The organism is Pantoea wallisii, assembly GCF_002095485.1.
GTDB classification, from domain to species: Bacteria; Pseudomonadota; Gammaproteobacteria; order Enterobacterales; family Enterobacteriaceae; genus Pantoea; species Pantoea wallisii.
Genome location: NZ_MLFS01000002.1, coordinates 1 through 16243 on the forward strand (window position 1 = coordinate 1; position 16243 = coordinate 16243).

Annotated in this window: 17 protein-coding genes and 1 pseudogene; 9 read left to right on the plus strand and 9 right to left on the minus strand. The window is 56.4% G+C overall.

Features of this window, described 5'->3' with window-relative positions; translation table 11 throughout:
- Window positions 1-99: 99 nt before the first annotated feature.
- Together gap and HA48_RS00650 are read right to left on the minus strand one after the other, a co-directional pair.
- On the minus strand, window positions 100-1110 hold the full coding sequence (gap, locus tag HA48_RS00645; protein WP_128599320.1) for a type I glyceraldehyde-3-phosphate dehydrogenase: 1011 nt from the start codon (window positions 1108-1110) through the stop codon (window positions 100-102).
- A 77-nt stretch (window positions 1111-1187) separates the two neighbouring features.
- Window positions 1188-2168 (minus strand): GlxA family transcriptional regulator, encoded by a 981-nt coding sequence (locus tag HA48_RS00650; protein WP_128599321.1) that lies wholly within the window; start codon window positions 2166-2168, stop codon window positions 1188-1190.
- A 222-nt stretch (window positions 2169-2390) separates the two neighbouring features.
- Here HA48_RS00650 and HA48_RS00655 point away from each other — a divergent pair, with 222 nt between their 5' ends.
- Window positions 2391-2828, plus strand: coding sequence for a hypothetical protein (locus tag HA48_RS00655; RefSeq protein ID WP_128599322.1), 438 nt, complete (start codon window positions 2391-2393; stop codon window positions 2826-2828).
- An 8-nt stretch (window positions 2829-2836) separates the two neighbouring features.
- Window positions 2837-3676: a DUF817 domain-containing protein gene (locus HA48_RS00660; RefSeq protein WP_128599438.1), complete on the plus strand. Its 840-nt coding sequence runs from the start codon at window positions 2837-2839 to the stop codon at window positions 3674-3676.
- 39 nt (window positions 3677-3715) lie between these two features.
- Here HA48_RS00660 and HA48_RS00665 read toward each other — a convergent pair whose 3' ends face one another.
- The 3 genes from HA48_RS00665 to pth form a co-directional block, all read right to left on the minus strand.
- Complete coding sequence (locus HA48_RS00665) at window positions 3716-3988, minus strand: hypothetical protein (protein WP_128599323.1); 273 nt, start codon at window positions 3986-3988, stop codon at window positions 3716-3718.
- 194 nt (window positions 3989-4182) lie between these two features.
- Window positions 4183-5274, minus strand: a complete 1092-nt coding sequence (gene ychF / locus HA48_RS00670) for a redox-regulated ATPase YchF (protein WP_128599324.1) — start codon at window positions 5272-5274, stop codon at window positions 4183-4185.
- Between the two features lie 109 nt (window positions 5275-5383).
- Window positions 5384-5971, minus strand: a complete 588-nt coding sequence (pth, locus tag HA48_RS00675; RefSeq protein WP_128599325.1) for an aminoacyl-tRNA hydrolase — start codon at window positions 5969-5971, stop codon at window positions 5384-5386.
- A 262-nt stretch (window positions 5972-6233) separates the two neighbouring features.
- Here pth and ychH point away from each other — a divergent pair, with 262 nt between their 5' ends.
- The gene (ychH, locus tag HA48_RS00680; RefSeq protein WP_128599326.1) at window positions 6234-6512 is read left to right on the plus strand and encodes a stress-induced protein YchH; all 279 of its coding nucleotides are present in this window, start codon (window positions 6234-6236) and stop codon (window positions 6510-6512) included.
- On the opposite strand, the gene HA48_RS00685 is transcribed toward ychH, so the two are convergent.
- The 4 genes from HA48_RS00685 to lolB form a co-directional block, all read right to left on the minus strand.
- Window positions 6509-7684 (minus strand): GGDEF domain-containing protein, encoded by a 1176-nt coding sequence (locus HA48_RS00685; RefSeq protein WP_128599327.1) that lies wholly within the window; start codon window positions 7682-7684, stop codon window positions 6509-6511. The genes ychH and HA48_RS00685 overlap by 4 nt on opposite strands.
- Before the next feature lie 224 nt (window positions 7685-7908).
- Complete coding sequence (gene prs, locus HA48_RS00690; protein ID WP_006118899.1) at window positions 7909-8856, minus strand: ribose-phosphate diphosphokinase; 948 nt, start codon at window positions 8854-8856, stop codon at window positions 7909-7911.
- Window positions 8857-8981: 125 nt separating this feature from the next.
- Window positions 8982-9851 (minus strand): 4-(cytidine 5'-diphospho)-2-C-methyl-D-erythritol kinase, encoded by an 870-nt coding sequence (gene ispE / locus HA48_RS00695; protein WP_128599328.1) that lies wholly within the window; start codon window positions 9849-9851, stop codon window positions 8982-8984.
- Window positions 9848-10474 (minus strand): lipoprotein insertase outer membrane protein LolB, encoded by a 627-nt coding sequence (gene lolB / locus HA48_RS00700; protein WP_128599439.1) that lies wholly within the window; start codon window positions 10472-10474, stop codon window positions 9848-9850. The genes ispE and lolB overlap by 4 nt, the downstream gene beginning before the upstream one ends.
- Window positions 10475-10690: 216 nt before the next feature.
- On the opposite strand from lolB, the gene hemA reads away from it, so the two are divergent.
- From hemA to kdsA, 6 genes and pseudogenes are all read left to right on the plus strand, one after another.
- Window positions 10691-11947: a glutamyl-tRNA reductase gene (gene hemA / locus HA48_RS00705; RefSeq protein ID WP_128599329.1), complete on the plus strand. Its 1257-nt coding sequence runs from the start codon at window positions 10691-10693 to the stop codon at window positions 11945-11947.
- A 41-nt stretch (window positions 11948-11988) separates the two neighbouring features.
- Window positions 11989-13071 (plus strand): peptide chain release factor 1, encoded by a 1083-nt coding sequence (gene prfA / locus HA48_RS00710; RefSeq protein WP_128599330.1) that lies wholly within the window; start codon window positions 11989-11991, stop codon window positions 13069-13071.
- A complete protein-coding gene (gene prmC, locus HA48_RS00715) occupies window positions 13071-13910 on the plus strand; it encodes a peptide chain release factor N(5)-glutamine methyltransferase (protein WP_128599331.1) in 840 nt (279 codons plus the stop codon). Before prfA ends, prmC begins: the two co-directional genes overlap by 1 nt.
- A complete protein-coding gene (locus HA48_RS00720) occupies window positions 13910-14308 on the plus strand; it encodes a SirB2 family protein (RefSeq protein WP_128599332.1) in 399 nt (132 codons plus the stop codon). The genes prmC and HA48_RS00720 overlap by 1 nt, the downstream gene beginning before the upstream one ends.
- Window positions 14305-15113: pseudogene (gene sirB1 / locus HA48_RS00725) on the plus strand (invasion regulator SirB1). Before HA48_RS00720 ends, sirB1 begins: the two are co-directional and overlap by 4 nt.
- A 28-nt stretch (window positions 15114-15141) precedes the next feature.
- Complete coding sequence (kdsA, locus tag HA48_RS00730) at window positions 15142-15996, plus strand: 3-deoxy-8-phosphooctulonate synthase (RefSeq protein ID WP_128599333.1); 855 nt, start codon at window positions 15142-15144, stop codon at window positions 15994-15996.
- Window positions 15997-16243 lie beyond the last annotated feature (247 nt).

Here is a 16243-nt window from a genome sequence, read left to right on the forward strand (position 1 = left end):
TTACCCTCCCTTCTTCCCTTAACCATCGGTACCGCTGTTTATAAGGAGCTGATTCAGTTTTGATTCTGGAGTGGCGACCTGCAGGGCTGCCAGCCGCCTTTACAAACCGCGCTGCGCCATCAGGCGAGCCAGATCCACCAGACGGTTTGAGAAGCCCCACTCGTTATCATACCAGGCGAGGATCTTGACCAGGTTACCGCCAATTACCAGCGTTGACAGACCATCAATAATCGACGAACGGGGATCGCCCTGGTAATCACTCGACACCAGCGGTTCATCGCTGTAACCGAGAATACCGTGCAACGGGCCTTCCGCCGCGGCGGCTTTAAATGCTTCATTCACCTCTTCGGCGGTGACATCGCGCTTCAGCGTCACGGTCAAATCGACGATAGAGACCACCGGCACCGGCACGCGCAGCGAATAGCCGGTCAGACGGCCGTCCAGCTCGGGAATAACGCGCCCCAGCGCCTTCGCGGCACCGCTGGAGTAAGGCACAATCGACAGCGCCGCCGCCCGCGCACCGCGCAGATCTTTCTCCGGCTGATCGTGCAGGGCCTGGCTGTTGGTATAGGCGTGCGTGGTGTTCATCAGGCCGTGTTCAATACCAAACGCCTGATGCAGGACCTGCGCCGCCGGTGCCAGGCCATTGGTGGTGCAGCTGCCGTTGCTCACCACAAAGTGCTGCTGCGGATCGTAATGCTGGTCATTAACGCCCATCACAATGGTCAGGTCGTCATTTTTGCCGGGCGCAGAGATGATCACGCGCTTCGCACCGCCATGCGTAATGTGTACTGCAGCTTTATCGCGCTCGGTAAAGAAGCCGGTGGCTTCAATCACGATATCTACCCCAACATCGGCCCAGCGAATGTTGGCGGGATCGCGCTCGCTGAACACGCGCACCGCTCTATCGTCAATGCGCAGCTCGCCTTCACCGGCCGTAACCTCTGCCGGTAAGCGACCCAGCAGGGAGTCGTGTTTCAGCAGATGCGCCAGCGTTTTGCTGTCAGTAAGGTCATTGATAGCGACGATCTTGATGTCATCGCTGCCCAGTGCTGCGCGGAATACGTTACGTCCGATACGGCCAAAGCCGTTAATGCCTACCTTGATCATGATTGACTCCTTTGTGAAGTAATTGCAGTCACTGTAGGCCTGGCGGACTCTGGCGTAAACGACAAAAAAGGATCACTTTACGCCATTTTGCGGCAGTGGAAGCGCTGGCGATATTCACCCGGCGTAAGATGCAGCTGCCGCTCAAAACTGCGGCGCAGGTTGATGCTGCTGCCAAAGCCGGTTGCCATGGCGATACGCTCCAGCGTCTCGGTGCTCTGCTCCAGCCGCTGCCGGGCCGCTGCCAGACGAGCTTCCGCCACGTAGCGCGCCGGCGAGACGCCGGTTTCCCGGGTAAACACGCGGGTAAAGTTGCGCGGACTCATGGCAACCTCGGCGGCCAGTCTTTCCACCGACAGATCGTCCGCAAGGTGGCCGCCGATCCAACTCTGCAGTTGGCTAATCGGGCCGGTATCACTGGCCGGTTGCAGATGGAAGCGGCTGAACTGCATCTGTCCGCCCGGGCGCCGCAGATACATCACCATATCCTGCGCAATGTCGCGCGCCACGCTGAAGCCAAAATCCTCTTCCACCAGCGCTAATGTCAGGTCAAAACCAGAGCTGACACCGCCGGATGTCCAGATGGGGCCGTCCTGAATATACAGCGGGCCGCTTTCCACCTGTACGCGTGGATAGCGCGTCTGCAACGTCTCCAGCAGCCGCCAGTGGCTGGTAGCGCGGCGACCATCCAGCAAGCCCGCCTCCGCCAGCAGCAGGGAGGCGCCGCAAATTGAGACGACGCGCCGCGCCTGTGGTGCCGCCAGCCGGACAAAGTCCACCACCATGTTGCCCTCTTCGACGCTGTCGCCGCGTCCTGTAATCATGATGGTATCCCAGGCGGCGCGCGGATCGAGCTCCGCCAGCTTGAGGTCCGCCAGCAGGTTCAGGCCGGACTGGCCGTGAATAACCTGATGTGGTTGCGTGGTGGCAATACTGATGCGATAGCGTGGCTGGTCAACGCCCACCGGCAGGTGCAGATTGGCGTGCATGAGGATATCGGCGATGCCCGCCGCTTCGAACAGCATGCCGCCGTCCGGTACAATAATCAGAAAGGTTTTCATGGCGTAAAATGTACCTTTACCATGAAAGATGTCAACGCATGATTATGCGCTTCACACATATTCGGGCATCGCCGGAACTTCACTGTCCGTCTGTGATTTCCAGGACAGATCAGCCCGCGCGACCACTGCTAACGCTCGAAAAGCACGGGTGATTATGCTAGCGTCTGGCTATCTGGCCGTGCCCTCTGCGCGGCCATCATCGGGTATCAGACAGGAAAGATTATGGATAATCACTCAGGGAAGCACGCCACCTCCACGGACACGCTCACCGTGTCCTGTCACCTCTATAACCGCACGTCTGTTTTCATTGCCACACTGCTGGGCTCCGTACTGGCAGGCGGCGTGCTCATGGCGTGGAATTATCAGCGTACCGGACAGCCCACGCAGGCGAAAAAAGCCTGGCTCTATGGCTTCTGTGGTTTGCTCGCGACCTGTATCGCCTCGCTCTATATTCCGGCTAACATTCCCGGGCCGGCGATTGTCGTGCCGCTGGCATTTGCCATGTCCGTCATCCATCAGCATGTTCAGGGCGACATGCTAAAGCGTCATTTGCATCACGGTGGCCAGCTGGCATCGAAATGGCGAGCGGCTGGCGTGGGCTGCATGACGATGCTGGCTATTATGCTGGTGCTAATGATGATCTATAGCGTAGTGCGCTGACCACCATGATGGATAATCCTTTTGATCGGTTTTTAATGCATCCGCCGGCTACGCGGCTGACGGGCATGGCTCGCTTTGGTCTCGATTTTCTCTGGTTCGGCATCAAAGAGCTGCGTGCCTGCCTATTTGCCGGCCTGTTCTTTGTCGCTATCTTCTCTGTACCGCGTGCTGGCCTGTTTGGTATAGCGCGCTATGACGTACTGCTGCTGATTGCGCTGGCGATTCAGCTAATGATGATCGCCGTCCGGCTGGAGAGCTGGGATGAGTTGAAAGCCATTACGCTTTTTCATTTGCTTGGTTTTGCGCTGGAATTATTTAAAACCTCCTCAGCGATTGGCTCGTGGCACTACCCGGACGATGCGTGGAGTAAAATCGGCGGCGTGCCGCTATTTAGCGGCTTTATGTACGCCGCCGTCGGGAGCTATATTATTCAGTGCTGGCGATTAATGGACCTGAAAATACGTCACCATCCGCCGATTTTGTTTGCCGTTCTGCTCTCACTGGCGTTATATGCCAACTTCTTCACCCATCATTTTATCGGCGATTATCGCTGGCACATTGCCTGTATTGCGCTTGGCCTGTATGCACGTTCAGAGGTGATTTTTACCCCTTACGATCGCCCTTACCGGATGCCGCTGCTGGTGGCATTTATTCTGATCGGCTTTTTTATCTGGCTGGCAGAGAATCTCGGTACGCTGTTTGGCGTATGGCAATATCCTAATCAGATAGGGGCATGGGCCACCGTGCATGTGGGGAAGTGGGGCGCCTGGTCGCTACTGGTGATGATGACATTTACCATCACGCTGTTTCTGAAGGACATTAAGCAGCGGGTACATATTGCTCAGTGAGGTCAACGGCAATCCGTTGCCGGCGGATTATCAGTAGGATCAGTGATAGTTAACCGTCACGATCTGCACGCTGCGCTGATGCACCGCATGCACACTACCCAGATTGTAAGGCAGCGCCTGGGCGCGGGCGGTAAGTTGCAGTGGCAGGGTATGCATCACGCCACCCCGCGTGCAATGCAAGGCCGGTCGCTGAGTGTTGGCTGATTTACAGGTGTCATCAATGACTGCACCGCTGAATGTCACCTGGCCGCCCGCTGCGCACACGGCGTGGCTGGTGGCAAACAGTAAAGGAAGCAGAAGTCGCTTTTTCATCGTGTCTTTCCTCATCAGATTTGAAGACGGTATCGCGTGAATTCACCACGGGAACTGCATAAGTATACTCAGCGCAGCGATAATCTGATTGAGGGAATAGGTGACAAAAGGGAGTGCGTGGCGGGTATTAGGCTGGCGTAAAGAGCAGATAAAAAAATCCACGCCGGAGCGTGGATTATGGGGCAGTGGGTGAATCAGACGTTAAACAGGAAGTTCATCACATCGCCATCTTTAACGATGTAGTCTTTCCCTTCTGAACGCATCTTACCGGCCTCTTTCGCACCCTGTTCACCTTTATAGGCAACGAAGTCATCAAATGCGATGGTTTGGGCGCGGATAAAGCCTTTCTCGAAGTCGGTGTGGATTTTACCGGCGGCCTGCGGTGCAGTTGCGCCCACCGGAATAGTCCAGGCACGTACCTCTTTCACGCCTGCGGTGAAATAGGTCTGCAGATTGAGCAGGGCATAACCGGCGCGAATCACGCGGTTCAGGCCTGGCTCTTCCAGACCCAGCTCGGCCATAAACTCGTCGCGTTCTTCATCGTCCAGTTCTGCGATATCAGACTCCACCGCGGCACACACCGGCACCACCACAGAACCTTCCGCTTCAGCAATCGCGCGCACCTGATCCAGATACGGGTTGTTTTCGAAACCGTCTTCGTTAACGTTGGCGATGTACATGGTGGGCTTCAGCGTCAGGAAGCTCAGGTAGCGGATGGCCGCTTTCTCATCGGCATCCAGCTGCAGCGAGCGCAGCATACCGGCATTTTCCAGATGTGGCAGGCACTTCTCCAGCGCAGCCAGCTCCGCTTTAGCGTCTTTGTCGCCGCCTTTGGCTTTTTTCTGGCAACGCTGAATCGCGCGTTCGCAGGTGTCGAGATCCGACAGTGCCAGCTCAGTATTGATCACGTCAATATCTTCCGCCGGATTCACTTTGCCTGAGACGTGAATGATGTTGTCGTTCTCGAAGCAGCGCACCACGTGACCAATCGCTTCGGTTTCACGGATGTTGGTCAGGAACTGGTTGCCCAGACCTTCACCTTTCGAGGCACCTTTCACCAGGCCGGCAATATCGACGAACTCCATGGTGGTGGGCACAACGCGCTGCGGCTTGACGATCTCGCTCAGCTGATCGAGGCGCAGATCGGGCATCGGTACTACGCCGGTGTTAGGCTCGATGGTGCAGAACGGAAAGTTGGCTGCTTCGATACCCGCTTTGGTCAGCGCATTAAACAGGGTGGATTTACCGACGTTCGGCAGGCCCACAATACCGCATTTAAATCCCATGGTCTGATTACCTTTCTCACTGAGTGTGCAGCGCTGCTGGCAGCGCCGACTGATTCAAAAAATTTCGCGCATTATACACAGAATTACCTGCGGCGGCGCGGGAATTGGCTTAGCTGGCTTTGAACGCGTGCAGGCGGTTCATGGCTTTGATTTTATCCTCTTTCAGCCACAGCTCGGTACAACGCACCGCCTCATCCACTGCATCATCAATCAGTTTTTGCTCGCTGGCCGGCGGTTTACCCAGCACAAAGCCGGTCACTTTATTGCGATCGCCCGGATGACCGATTCCGACGCGCAGACGGTGGAAGTTATTGTTATTGCCAAGCTTGCTGATGATGTCTTTTAAACCGTTGTGGCCACCATGGCCGCCGCCCTGTTTCAATTTAGCCACGCCCGGCGGCAGATCCATCTCATCATGCGCCACCAGAATCTCTTCCGGCGTAATGCGATAAAAAGTTGCCATCGCCGCAACGGCTTTACCGCTCAGGTTCATGAAAGTGGTTGGCACCAGCAGACGCACATCTTCACCCGCCAGCGACAGGCGTGCGGTATAGCCGAAAAACTTCGGCTCCTCTTTTAAGGACTGATTGTGGCGGCTGGCGAGCAAATCGACGTACCAGGCACCGGCGTTATGGCGCGTTGCGGCGTATTCAGCGCCGGGATTAGCCAGCCCGACAATCAGTTTAATGCTGCTCACGATGTTTATCCTGTCTTGCTGCGGAAAGGGCGATAGTTTACTGCCTGGCGGCAGGGATGACAAAGGGCGCTGCCGGTTATTGGTGTCGCGACGTGATTAATCAATTTCTATCGAAATCAAGGCGCTGGCGGTAAAGTTTTGTCAGAGATTGTGAAAAATGTGTGATCCTGTCCGCAACGTCAGGGCCAGTCATTGCCTAAACTTATAGCAAATTAACCTTACGTGCTGTTTTTTGCTTTGCTCAAATGGATGGAGGTGAATCATGAAACGTCAACACTGCCGTGTTATGGGCAATGGCCTGATGTGTCTCGGCTTACTGACAATGGTACTTGGCGTCAGTTATTCAATCATCAATCAGTTGCCTTCGGTCAATCTGCCGCAGTTCCTCGCGCATGGGGCGATGTTCAGCATCTTCGTAGGGGCGTTGCTATGGCTGGCAGGCGCACGCGTGAGCGGGCGTGAAAAAGTGGAAGATCGCTATTACTGGCTACGCCACTACGGTGATAAACGCTGCCGCCGTAATCATCACTCTTCTCATTAAGAGGCCACTGCGGTACTCATCAACTCCGGGTGCCCGACATAGTGCTCAATACGGTTACGGCCGCTGGCTTTAGCGCGATACAGCGCTTCATCAGCCAGCGCCAGCAGGGCAGGGAACGCCTGATGCGGCAGGCTGGCGGTGGCGAATCCGATACTCACCGTATAACAGATGTCGTTAGGTTGCGACAGCTGTGTCGCCAGACGGATACGCTCACAAACCCGTCGGGCCTGCTCACTGTCGCCCGGCAGCAGCGCGGCGAACTCCTCGCCGCCCAGCCGGGCAAAATGGCTCTCACCGGGTAACAACGCTTTTACCACCTGACAAAAATCAATCAGCACCCGATCGCCCTGCAGATGGCCGTAATGATCATTGATGCTTTTGAAGTGGTCGAGATCAAACAGTACGGCGGTGTAAATGTAGGGTTTTGGCTGGCGACTTTGACGCATAATCAATCGCTCCGCCTGCTCAAACAGCGCACGCCGGTTCCAGACGCTGGTAAGCGGATCATGTAAGGATGCCAGCTTATGGGCAAGCTGAGTACGTTCATTAACCATCGCCAGAATGGTGAAGGCCAGCCCAATGACAAACAGAATGGACTCAAGGATCACGTACACCGAAAAGCCCGATCCGCCAATCGCGCCCCGTACCGGCGTCGCCACCGCATCGTCCAGAAATATACGCGCAACGTGAAACAGCAGGTGGATCCACAGCAGAATTTGCGCCGGCCAGAAGGTCACCGGGAGCGTGGCGCGCGATTGCCACAGCAGACGAATCAGTGCGCCCGTATAGATAATGCACAACAGGCACATCATCAGTACGCGTTTAGGCGGATCATAATAGAACTGCGGAAACAGGCACAAAACTGCCCAGAGCAGCGCGCCGCATAGCCAGCTCACTCCCAGGGGCTGCTGGCAGAAGGTACGAAAGGCGCTGAGCAGGCCGCCATAGGCCAGCAGCATCACGACGTTACCGGCAGCAATCGGCAGGAAGTGCAGGCCGGCACTGCGCAGGCTGCTCAGGAAAACCGCACCAAGCGTTAGCACCAGTGCCAGCGTGGTGAAGCCAAGCACGCGATCGTATTGCGCGCCCACCCAGGCGAAAACCAGAATGATGCTCAGAAACCCCAGCACGTAGAGCTCACAAATAAACAGTGTGTAGATGTCGAGCGTCATAGTGGTCGGAGTTCTCAGCAAAAGTGTGGAGGAAAATACCACTAATCACTGGACCACAAAAGTGCGGAAGCAGGCGTCAGAGAAAAAGAGTGGAAGGCTGCAAGAATAGCGGGATTAAGCGCAATTTATCGCGCAAATATCTTCGGTGAAAGCGGCTTAATCGGTCAATAAGCCCAACGCGGAAATGAAAAAACCGGGCGCGAGGCCCGGTTAACGACGAACGATTAATGCTCGAACATCGCAGAGATGGATTCTTCGTTGCTGATACGACGAATCGCTTCGGCCAGCATGCCGGAGAGCGTCAGGGTGCGCACGTTTGGCAGGGATTTCATCTCTTCTGACAGCGGAATCGTGTCACAGACAATCACCTGATCGATCACTGACTTGCGCAGATTTTCAACCGCATTGCCTGAGAAGATAGGGTGAGTCGCATAGGCAAACACGCGTTTTGCCCCACGCTCTTTCAGTGCTTCAGCCGCTTTGCACAGCGTACCGCCGGTGTCGATCATATCGTCGACCAGTACACAGTCACGACCCGCAACGTCACCAATAATGTGCATCACCTGAGAAACGTTCGCGCGCGGACGACGTTTATCGATGATTGCCATATCGGTATCGTTGAGCAGTTTGGCGATAGCGCGGGCACGCACTACGCCACCGATATCCGGAGAGACCACAATCGGGTTTTCCAGACCAATCTGCAGCATATCTTCCAGCAGGATAGGGCTACCGAACACGTTATCAACCGGGACATCAAAGAAGCCCTGGATCTGTTCGGCGTGCAGGTCAACCGTCAGAACACGGTCAACACCTACACTGGAGAGAAAGTCCGCTACCACTTTGGCGGTAATCGGCACGCGGGCAGAGCGCACGCGGCGGTCCTGGCGGGCATAACCAAAGTAGGGGATAACAGCAGTAATACGACCAGCAGAAGCCCGACGCAGCGCGTCGACCATCACAACCAGCTCCATCAGATTATCATTGGTGGGGGCACAGGTGGACTGGATGATGAAAATATCACCACCGCGTACATTTTCATTAATCTGTACACTGACTTCACCATCACTGAAACGGCCGACAGCGGCGTCTCCGAGGCTGGTGTAAAGGCGGTTGGCAATACGTTGTGCTAGTTCCGGGGTGGCGTTACCAGCAAATAGCTTCATATCAGGCACGAGAAGAACCTCAGGCTTGGCGTCCAGAGAATGAACCGCTCAAAAATAACCGGCGAATACATTTGAGCCTGTTCATACGGGTGTGTTAATGCGCAATGTGCAGTATCTGGAACAGGGTGACACTGTCACGCATACGCTTTGAGCCCGGAAAGGGTGCGCTGCAACGGCGAGAGATTAAGCCCGCGCGCCACAAATCCGCATATCCATTTCGGGGCAAGCTCCAGCACCTGACGAGCAGCAGCCTCGGTGTCAAATTCAGCAAACACACAGGCGCCGGTGCCAGTCAGGCGCGACGGCGCGTATTCTAGCAGCCAGGAAAGCAGCGCATCAACCTCGCGAAAACGTTTTCTTGCCACAGCTTCACAATCATTATGAAAAGGGCGCTGCAGCAGTTCATCTAATGTGCGTATTGGTGAATTGCGCGTCAGGTCGGCATCACGGAAGATATCCGGCGTTGCAATGCTGACGCCGGGATGCGCCACCAGATACCACTTTTCCACCGGTTCGACGGGGTGCAACTGCTCGCCCACGCCTTCGGCAAACGCCGCCTGGCCGCGGACAAACACTGGCACATCGGCACCCAGTGATACGCCAGTCGCCGCCAGCTCATCCACGCTCAGACCGGCCTGCCATAAGTGATTCAGCGCGACCAGCACCGTCGCGGCATCCGAAGAGCCGCCGCCCAGACCACCGCCCATCGGCAGGCGTTTCTCCAGCGCGATACGCGCACCTGCATCGGCGCGCACGGTACCTTTATCCTGTGCCGCCTGTTTCAGCGCCAGGGCAGCGCGCACGATCAGGTTGTCTTGATCGGCCACGCCCGCGAGGGGTGTCAGCAGCGTAATATGACCGCTGCTGTCCGGGATAATCTCCAGCGTGTCGCCGTAATCCAGAAACTGAAACAGCGTTTGCAGGTTGTGATAGCCGTCCGGGCGACGGCCGGTGATGTAGAGAAACAGGTTCAGTTTTGCCGGAGCAGGCCAGGTGGTGATCATTGCGTGGTCCAGCTATCCATACGCAGTTTGATGCGCTGATCGCCTTCGGTCAGCTCCAGGTTGGCCGGCAGCGGCGGGTTCACTTTGCTGTCGTAGCCTGAAATATTTACTTTCCACTGCTGACCGTTACGGCTGTAATTCAGGCTCTGCAGCTGGTACTGGCCGTTGAGCTGGTAATCCGTGGCATCGCCAGGCAGGCCCATCATCCACTGACGCAGGTTCGCCAGCGGAATGTCCATGCCTGTCAGCTGCGAGATCATCTTCTCCGCATCATTGCTGACGTAGCGCTTGCCCTTGTTATCAACGATCTGCACCACAGAGCCCTGCGCATCCAGCTGCAGTTCGGTACTGCCCAGCGGATTGGTGAGCAACAGGCGATAGCGATCGGCGGCGGTTTGCTGCCAGTTAAAGCGCGCATACACTTTCTGCTTGTCAGAGAGATAAGCAAACGCGCCGCGCGTCTGATACTGGCTGATCTTCGCAACAGCCTGCTGGTGCTGCTGCCACTGCGGAGATGTCGTGCTGGGACCAGGACCCTGCTGGGGTTTGTTGATGCTACAGGCTGCCAGCAATACGCTGGCGAGGGGCAAAAGGCGCAACAGCTTGCGCGGGGGCAAATGCATCACGTGGTCGTCTCCTCAGACACGTTTTTACTTCGTAACCGGTAACGCTAACCATCCGCATCAGAGCCGTCAATGGCGTTGAGGGGAAAATTACGCACGATCAGTTTAATCTTATTACAGTCATAGCCTTTGTATGGCTTTTCTTGATCTGCTGCATCTTGTAGAATGCGCTTCACAAAACCCTGACAATTATTGGGACTTCCCAACCCGATCACCATGACGCTGCTTGCTCTCGGAATCAACCACAAAACCGCCCCTGTTGCGCTGCGCGAACGTGTTTCGTTCACGCCGGACACGCTGGATCAGGCCTTAAACAGCCTGCTATCCCAGCCGATGGTGCAAAGCGGTGTGGTGCTCTCCACCTGTAATCGTACTGAACTCTATCTTAGCGTAGAGCAGCAGGCCGATCTGCAGGAGAAGCTGGTGCGCTGGTTGTGTGATTACCACGATCTGCATGAAGAGGACGTGCGTAACAGCCTCTACTGGCATCAGGATAATGCCGCGGTCAGTCACCTGATGCGCGTAGCCAGCGGCCTGGATTCGCTGGTGCTGGGCGAGCCGCAGATCCTCGGTCAGGTAAAAAAAGCCTTTGCTGACTCCTCGCGTGACCATGCGCTGAGCAGCGAGCTGGAGCGCATGTTCCAGAAAACGTTCTCGGTAGCCAAGCGCGTGCGCACCGAAACGGAGATCGGCGCCAGTGCGGTGTCGGTCGCCTTCGCTGCCTGTTCGCTTGCCCGTCAGATATTTGAATCACTCAGCACGGTGAATGTGCTGCTGGTCGGCGCCGGTGAAACCATCGAGCTGGTGGCGCGCCATCTGCGTGAACACAGCGTGAAAAAGCTGATGATCGCTAACCGCACCCGTGAGCGCGCGCAGCTGCTGGCTGACGAAGTGGGTGCGGAGGTAATCGGCCTGGCCGATATTGAAACCCGCCTGGCCGACGCCGACATTATTATCTCCTCCACCGCCAGCCCACTGCCGATTATCGGTAAAGGCATGGTGGAGCGCGCGCTGAAGGCGCGTCGTAATCAGCCAATGCTGCTGGTGGATATCGCCGTACCGCGCGATGTTGAGCCGGAAGTGGGCAAGCTGGCTAACGCTTACCTGTACAGCGTGGATGACCTGCAGGCGATCATTGAGCAGAACATGGCGCAGCGCAAAGCGGCGGCGGTTCAGGCTGAAAGCATTGTGGTGCAGGAGAGCGGCGAGTTTATGGCCTGGCTGCGCGCGCAAAGCGCCGGCGAGAGCATTCGCGAGTACCGTGCGCAGGCTGATGATGTGCGTGCCGAGCTACAAGAGCGTGCGCTGGCGGCGCTGCGACAGGGCGCGGACGCGGAAAAAGTTCTGCAGGAGCTGGCCCACAAGCTCACCAACCGTTTGATTCATGCTCCAACCAAATCACTGCAGCAGGCCGCGCGCGATGGCGATAGCGAACGCCTGCAGATCTTACGTGACAGCCTCGGTTTAGAGTAATCTGGTCTGTCACGACCTATCACTGGGATACCCTCTATTAGATGAAGAGCTCGATTGTTGCCAAGCTGGAAGCGCTGCAGGAACGCCATGAAGAAGTGGAAGCGTTACTGGGCGATGCCGGCGTTATTGGCGATCAGGACCGTTTCCGCGCGTTATCACGCGAATATGCCCAGCTGACTGACGTCACCCGCTGCTTCCGCGAATGGCAGCAGGTGCAGGAAGACGTTGAAACAGCCGAAATGCTGCTCGACGATCCGGAAATGCGCGACATGGCGCAGGAAGAGTTGAAACTGTCGCGCGACAAGCGTGAAGTGCTTGAACAGCAATTGCAGGTGCTGCTGCTACCGAAAGATCCTGACGATGAGCGCCCGTGCTTTGTCGAAGTGCGCGCCGGAACGGGTGGTGATGAAGCGGCGATTTTTGCCGGCGATCTGTTCCGCATGTACAGCCGTTACGCCGAAGGGCGCCGCTGGCAGGTGGAGATCATCAGCGCCAACGAAGGTGAGCACGGCGGTTACAAAGAGGTGATTGCACGCATTACCGGCGATGGCGCATACGGCCGCATGAAGTTTGAATCCGGCGGTCATCGCGTTCAGCGCGTGCCGGAAACCGAATCGCAGGGCCGTATTCACACCTCGGCCTGTACCGTTGCGGTAATGCCGGAGCTGCCTGAAGCGGAGCTACCTGACATCAACCCGGGCGATCTGAAGATCGACACCTTCCGTTCATCGGGTGCCGGTGGTCAGCACGTTAATACCACCGATTCAGCCATCCGTATTACCCACCTGCCTACCGGCATTGTGGTGGAGTGCCAGGACGAACGCTCGCAGCACAAAAACAAAGCTAAAGCGCTGGCGGTGCTCGGTGCGCGTATTCACGCGGCGGAGATGGCAAAACGCCATGCCGCAGAAGCCTCTACACGCCGCAATCTGCTGGGCAGCGGCGATCGCTCCGATCGTATTCGTACCTATAACTTCCCGCAGGGCCGCGTTACCGACCACCGTATTAACCTGACGCTCTACCGTCTGGACGAGACGATGGAGGGCAAGCTGGATACGCTGATTGAGCCGATTGTGCAGGAGTATCAGGCCGATCAGCTCGCCGCGCTGGCCGGGCAGGATTGATGAATATTCGTCGCTGGCTACAGCACGCAGTGGCTGCGTTATGTGGTGGCGATAGCCCGAAGCGCGATGCAGAGATTTTGCTGGGCTTTGTTACCGGCAAATCCCGCAGCTGGCTGATAGCGTTTGACGAGCACGAACTGGATGACGCGCAGCGGGCACAGCTTGAGGTACTGCTGGCGCGTCGCGTGCAGGGCGAACCGATCGCCCATCTCGTCGGCGAGCGCGAGTTCTGGTCGCTGCCGCTGCGTGTCAGCGAGGCCACGCTGATCCCGCGCCCGGATACCGAAGTGCTGGTAGAGCAGGCGCTGGCGCATCTGCCTGCGCATCCCGCCACCCTGCTCGATCTCGGTACCGGTACCGGGGCAATTGCTCTGGCGCTGGCCAGTGAACGCCGCGATTGCCAGGTGTTTGGCTGCGATCGCATTCCTGCCGCCGTGGCGCTGGCGCAGGAGAACGCGCAGCGGCTGCATATCGGCAACGCGCACTTCCAGTTAAGCCACTGGTTCCGCGATCTTCCCGCCCAACGTTTTGACCTCATCGTCAGTAATCCTCCCTATATTGATGCCGCCGATGAACATCTGCAGCAGGGCGATGTGCGCTTTGAGCCGCTTAGTGCATTAGTGGCGGAAGAGGCAGGGCTGGCGGATCTCCGTTTTATCATTCACAGCGCGCCGCAGTGGCTGCGGGCGCACGGCTGGCTGCTGCTGGAGCACGGCTGGCAGCAGGGCGCGGCGGTGCGCGCGCTGATGACAGAGCACGGTTATCAGGCGGTGAACACCGTCAACGATTACGGCGGCAATCCGCGCGTAACCTCAGGACAACTGATTAAGGAAGCATAATGGCCAGCTGGTATCCGCTGATTAAACAATTTCACCTGCTCACCGTAGCCATTACCATTAGCCTGTTTTTGCTACGATTTTACTGGTTAACCACCGGCTCCGCGCTGCTGCAGCGCCGCTGGGTACGCATTGCACCGCATATCAATGATACGTTCCTGCTGCTGAGCGGCGTGCTGCTGGTGTTGATAACCCATTTTTACCCCTTCACACCACAAGGAAGCTGGCTGACGGAGAAGCTGTTAGGGGTTATCATCTACATCGCCTTAGGTTCTGTGGCATTAAGCCGTCGCCCGCGTAAAATGGGGACCCGTTGGATTGCCTGTTTAATTGCAATCGTAGCGTTGCTGTTTGTGATTAAGCTGGCGATGACCAAAATGCCGATATTGGGGATAGTATGACCTCGCCAGTGCAACTTGATTTTAGTGAGACACCGTTAAGTGAAGCGGTGATTGGCGCCACCTGCGCCATACGTAATGATTTCTCTGCGCCCTCTGTGCAGCAACAGCTGGCCGATTTAGTGGAAGAGGCGCGCGCCTACGTCAGTAGCGAGCAGGACGCCGATCTGCAGCTGGAGAAGCTGCTGGAGCTGTTTTATCGCCAGTGGGGTTTTGGCGGTGCCGGCGGCGTCTACAATTTATCGGACGCGCTGTGGATCGATAAAGTGCTGAAGAGCCGTCAGGGTACGGCGGTGTCACTGGGCGTGATTCTGCTGCACATCGCGGAAGAGCTGGAGCTGCCGCTGATGCCGGTGATTTTCCCCACTCAGCTGATCCTGCGCGCTGACTGGCTGGATGGTGAAATGTGGCTCATCAACCGTTTAACGGTGAGACGCTGGATACCCATACGCTGGAAGTGTGGCTGCGCGGCAACATCAGCCCGACAGCCAAACTTTACAATGACGATCTTGATGGCGCGAAAACCGTGAGCGTGATGCGCAAAATGCTCGACACGCTAAAAGCGGCGCTGATGGAAGAGAAGCAGATGGAGCTGGCGCTGAATGTCAGCCAGGTGCTGCTGCAAATTGACCCGGACGATCCCTATGAAATTCGCGATCGCGGTTTGATCTATGCGCAGCTGGAGTGCGAGCATATTGCGCTAACCGATTTGACCTATTTCGTTGAGCAGTGTCCTGAAGACCCGGTCAGCGAGATGATTAAAGTGCAGATTCACGCAATTGAACAGAAACAGGTGACGCTACATTAAGCGTCCCCCGAAATAAGGAAAGCAGGGCATGACACAGAAAGTAGTGAGTATTGGCGATATCAAGGTCGCAAACGATCTGCCATTTGTTCTTTTCGGCGGCATGAACGTGCTGGAGTCCCGCGATCTCGCCATGCGCATCTGCGAACATTACGTGAAAGTGACCGATAAACTCGGTATCCCGTATGTGTTCAAAGCCTCTTTTGATAAAGCGAACCGTTCGTCAATCAAATCCTACCGTGGTCCGGGTCTGGATGAAGGCATGAAAATCTTCCAGGAGCTGAAGCAGGCTTTTGGCGTAAAGATCATCACCGATGTTCATGAAAGCTGGCAGGCACAGCCGGTCGCGGATGTGGTCGATGTGATTCAGCTGCCCGCCTTCCTGGCGCGCCAGACTGACCTGATTGAAGCGATGGCGAAGACCGGTGCGGTCATCAACGTTAAGAAACCGCAGTTCGTAAGCCCCGGCCAGATGGGGAACATCGTGGATAAATTCGCGGAAGGCGGCAACGATAAAGTGATCCTGTGCGATCGCGGCAGTAACTTCGGTTACGACAATCTGGTTGTGGATATGCTCGGCTTTAACGTGATGAAGAAGGTCACTAACAACAGCCCGGTGATCTTTGACGTAACCCACGCGCTGCAGACGCGCGATCCGTTCGGTGCGGCATCAGGCGGCCGTCGTGGTCAGGTGGGTGAGCTGGCCCGCGCCGGTATGGCGGTAGGCATTGCTGGTCTGTTTATCGAAGCGCACCCGGAGCCAAACAGTGCCAAATGCGACGGCCCATCAGCGCTGCCGCTCGACAAGCTGGAGCCGTTCCTCGTGCAAATGAAAGCCATTGATGACCTGGTGAAGAGCTTCCCGGAGCTGGATACCAGCGTCTGATAGGGTTCAGAAGAGAAAAGGCACCGAAAGGTGCCTTTTCTCTTAACGCTGTTTATATTTTAATACCACTTAAAATATTTGACGTAAACTGCGCCCATGATTACGACCCAAACTAACGTTAGTATCAGGCCATAACGGGGTATTAAATGTGTCAGCACTACTCCGCCAGCAATTGCGGCCACTACCGGTAATAATGAAAAGAAAGAGTGGCTGAACCAAGCATAGAGCCAGAGGAATAATTTTTTCA

What these genes read in the sequence shown, in the direction of transcription:
- gap (WP_128599320.1), bottom strand. Translation starts at nt 1,110, where the DNA reads ATGATCAAGGTAGGCATTAACGGCTTTGGCCGTATCGGACGTAACGTA.
- HA48_RS00650 (WP_128599321.1), bottom strand. Translation starts at nt 2,168, where the DNA reads ATGAAAACCTTTCTGATTATTGTACCGGACGGCGGCATGCTGTTCGAA.
- HA48_RS00655 (WP_128599322.1), top strand. Translation starts at nt 2,391, where the DNA reads ATGGATAATCACTCAGGGAAGCACGCCACCTCCACGGACACGCTCACC.
- HA48_RS00660 (WP_128599438.1), top strand. Translation starts at nt 2,837, where the DNA reads ATGGATAATCCTTTTGATCGGTTTTTAATGCATCCGCCGGCTACGCGG.
- HA48_RS00665 (WP_128599323.1), bottom strand. Translation starts at nt 3,988, where the DNA reads ATGAAAAAGCGACTTCTGCTTCCTTTACTGTTTGCCACCAGCCACGCC.
- ychF (WP_128599324.1), bottom strand. Translation starts at nt 5,274, where the DNA reads ATGGGATTTAAATGCGGTATTGTGGGCCTGCCGAACGTCGGTAAATCC.
- ychH (WP_128599326.1), top strand. Translation starts at nt 6,234, where the DNA reads ATGAAACGTCAACACTGCCGTGTTATGGGCAATGGCCTGATGTGTCTC.
- HA48_RS00685 (WP_128599327.1), bottom strand. Translation starts at nt 7,684, where the DNA reads ATGACGCTCGACATCTACACACTGTTTATTTGTGAGCTCTACGTGCTG.
- ispE (WP_128599328.1), bottom strand. Translation starts at nt 9,851, where the DNA reads ATGATCACCACCTGGCCTGCTCCGGCAAAACTGAACCTGTTTCTCTAC.
- lolB (WP_128599439.1), bottom strand. Translation starts at nt 10,474, where the DNA reads ATGCATTTGCCCCCGCGCAAGCTGTTGCGCCTTTTGCCCCTCGCCAGC.
- hemA (WP_128599329.1), top strand. Translation starts at nt 10,691, where the DNA reads ATGACGCTGCTTGCTCTCGGAATCAACCACAAAACCGCCCCTGTTGCG.
- prfA (WP_128599330.1), top strand. Translation starts at nt 11,989, where the DNA reads ATGAAGAGCTCGATTGTTGCCAAGCTGGAAGCGCTGCAGGAACGCCAT.
- prmC (WP_128599331.1), top strand. Translation starts at nt 13,071, where the DNA reads ATGAATATTCGTCGCTGGCTACAGCACGCAGTGGCTGCGTTATGTGGT.
- HA48_RS00720 (WP_128599332.1), top strand. Translation starts at nt 13,910, where the DNA reads ATGGCCAGCTGGTATCCGCTGATTAAACAATTTCACCTGCTCACCGTA.
- kdsA (WP_128599333.1), top strand. Translation starts at nt 15,142, where the DNA reads ATGACACAGAAAGTAGTGAGTATTGGCGATATCAAGGTCGCAAACGAT.